General features: G+C 49.7%; 2 protein-coding genes and 2 tRNA genes. All 4 read left to right on the forward strand.

The features are described from left to right. The first annotated feature begins 59 nt into the window (after positions 1-59). The 4 genes from Q0Y65_RS15695 (at position 60) to Q0Y65_RS15710 (ending at position 2,495) form a co-directional block, all read left to right on the forward strand. Positions 60-135, forward strand: a tRNA-Phe gene (locus Q0Y65_RS15695). A gap of 30 nt (positions 136-165) precedes the next feature. Further along, positions 166-241, forward strand: a tRNA-Gly gene (locus Q0Y65_RS15700). A 231-nt stretch (positions 242-472) separates the two neighbouring features. Beyond that, complete coding sequence (locus Q0Y65_RS15705) at positions 473-1,384, forward strand: NYN domain-containing protein (RefSeq protein WP_297961975.1); 912 nt, start codon at positions 473-475, stop codon at positions 1,382-1,384. Position 1,385: 1 nt separating this feature from the next. Next, positions 1,386-2,495: a transglutaminase domain-containing protein gene (locus tag Q0Y65_RS15710; protein WP_297961978.1), complete on the forward strand. Its 1,110-nt coding sequence runs from the start codon at positions 1,386-1,388 to the stop codon at positions 2,493-2,495. Positions 2,496-2,803 lie beyond the last annotated feature (308 nt).

Below are 2,803 nucleotides of genomic sequence, written 5' to 3' on the forward strand. Positions count from 1 at the left end.
GAACGCCTGCCTGTCACGCAGGAGGTCGACAGTTCGAGTCTGTTCGGGGTCGCCAACACGCTTCTGTAGCTCAGTCGGTAGAGCAGGGGACTGAAAATCCCCGTGTCGTTGGTTCGATTCCGACCGGAAGCACCATATAGAACGCGAGAGCGTTCTATATACAATGCGGATTTAGCTCATCTGGTAGAGCGCCACCTTGCCAAGGTGGAGGTAGCGAGTTCGAGCCTCGTAATCCGCTCCATAGTACTGGGGTAATAACCTTGGTATTACACGAATCCCGAAGCATTAGTTTCGGGATTTTTTATATCTCCGCGCAGAAGACCGTGATGACCGGCATTCTTCCCGTGACAAAAAATGTTCTTATAATCCGCACAAAGGCGGTCCCTTGTCTTTGTGCGGATTTACTATATACAAATATTGATTAAAATGTTATAATGAATATGTATTACTATATATCACTACGAGGTGAATCATGGAAAAGGAAATGCGCTATGCCGTTCTTATCGATGCGGATAACGTTGCGGCTAAGTACACGAAGTATATACTGGACGAGGTATCAAACTACGGCGTAGTCACCTACAAGAGAGTGTACGGTGACTGGACAAGACCGAACCTTGCAGGCTGGAAGGGCATGGCTCTGGACAACGCCATTACTCCCGTGCAGCAGTACAGCTACACCACCGGCAAGAATGCCACGGATTCGGCTATGATAATCGACGCCATGGATATACTCTATTCTCATAATGTGGACGGCTTCTGCATAGTATCAAGTGACAGCGACTTCACAAGGCTGGCTATCCGCCTCCGTGAGTCGGGTATGCAGGTCATAGGCATGGGCGAGCAGAAGACTCCCAAGCCCTTCAGCACTGCCTGCAACGCCTTCAAGTACCTTGAGATCCTTGCCGACGAGGAGCTCCAGAGCACAGGCGAGAGCGAGAAGCTTGAGCTGAAGACTCTCGAAACGGCCATAGTCCGCATAATCACCGAAAATGCCAACCTCAGGGACGAGATCAATATCGGTGAGCTGGGAAGCAGGCTCCTCAACCGCTATCCCGACTTTGATGTGCGAAACTACGGCTATTCCAAGTTCTCGCAGTTCCTGAAAGAGTTCGATGGACTCAGCTTCCGTCAGGAGGGCAGCAGCATACTTGTGTCCCAGAAGACAAGTATGACCGACCTTGAACGCATCGAGAACACTCTTGCGGGCATTGTCCGCACCAACGGCGACAAGGGCTATAATCTGGGCGAGCTGAAAAAGCAGCTCTGCGCCAAGATACCGGGCTTTGACGTCAAGAGCTACGGCTATTCCAAGTTCAGCAAGTTCGTGGAAAATCTGCCGTCATTCAAAATCAAGAACAACACCGTTATGATCTCGGAGAACTGAATTGGGAAATAAGAAAACAGCTGTCCTGCTTGTTATAATATGTGCGGCGTTTCTGCTGATCGCAGGCAAATACATCAAGGATTCGGGAATACTGAAAGGGTATCCCGATGCGGAGTATCTCACCACGGACGAGTCTGAATACAGACCCGCCTACCGTGGGCTCACAAGGAAGGAAAAGTCCGTTTATACCGCTCTTTACCGCGGTATATCGGAACATGAGGAGGATATCTCCCTGCCCTGTGAGCTCGACGGAGATGAATACTCTAAGCTCTATTGCCTGCTGGAAAAGCAGGAGAGCCGTTTCTTTTACCTTGATTCCGTGTACTATACCGCGGACAAGGTGCGCAATGCAAAGATCGTCTACCGTAAGATATATGACGTTGAGGCTAAACAGAAAGAGCTCGACGAAGCGGTGAGAGCTGTTGTCAGCGGAGCTGACGGGCTTGATGGCGACGAGTACAAGGTGCGGTATATAAACGACCTTCTTGTCAGGAAATGCCGCTATGTGGCAGGCGACGACAAGGAGTTCGCGGCCACCTCCTACGGCTGTATCGTTGAGGGCGAGGCCAACTGCGAGGGCTACGCGAAGGCCTTTGACCTGCTCGCTTCGGAGCTGGGACTGGAAAGCGTCCTGATAACAGGAGTCACGGACGAGGGCGAGAACCATGCGTGGAATCAGGTCAGAGTGGGCGGAGAATGGTACAATATCGACGTAACATGGGCGGATACCGACGTTACAGGCGAAATGAGACATATGTATTATCTGTGCTCCGACGAGGACTTCGGAAAGACCCATATCGCCGATGATACGGTGCTTGTTCCGTATAAATGCGACAACGACGACAGGAATTACTATGTCAACAGCGGACTTTATGCCGAGTCCGTGAAGGACGCCGAGGAGATAGTGCGCCGTGAGATAAGCAGAGGCAGCACCAATATAGAACTGCGCTTTGCCGGGCAGAATATCTACGACGAGTTCATGGCTGAATACATACAGGAACAGAATATCTTTGAGCTGCTCAGCGAGGCGGGCTATCAGATGGACAGCGAGGTCACGCTCTCATTGAAGGAAAACCGCCAGGAACTGTGCATAACTCTGTCTTTGTCATAGCCCCTTGTGGCATTTCGACACAATTCGATTTGAAATGAGAAGCAAGGTTGTTGATTATTCCGTGTTGACTTTATACTGCCAGCGTGATATAATAATTAAGTCGCCTCACGAGGACGGAAACAGTGAGACTGCGGGAGCAGCATGGATCGGTTCACTGTGGAGCGAAAAAATCATAGAAAATTTTTCAAAAGCTATTGACAAAGAAAAAGTTCTGTGATATAATATTAAAGCTGTCCGAAAGAGAGTGGCAGCGAACAGCATCTTGAAAATTGAACAATGCGAATAAAAAGTAACGACCCTTGAGATTC

The sequence above is a fragment of the uncultured Ruminococcus sp. genome (assembly GCF_947301925.1).
Classification (GTDB): Bacteria; Bacillota; Clostridia; order Oscillospirales; family Ruminococcaceae; genus Ruminococcus.

Coding starts and splice junctions, on each gene's coding strand:
- Q0Y65_RS15705 (WP_297961975.1), top strand. CDS start 473: ATGGAAAAGGAAATGCGCTATGCCGTTCTTATCGATGCGGATAACGTT.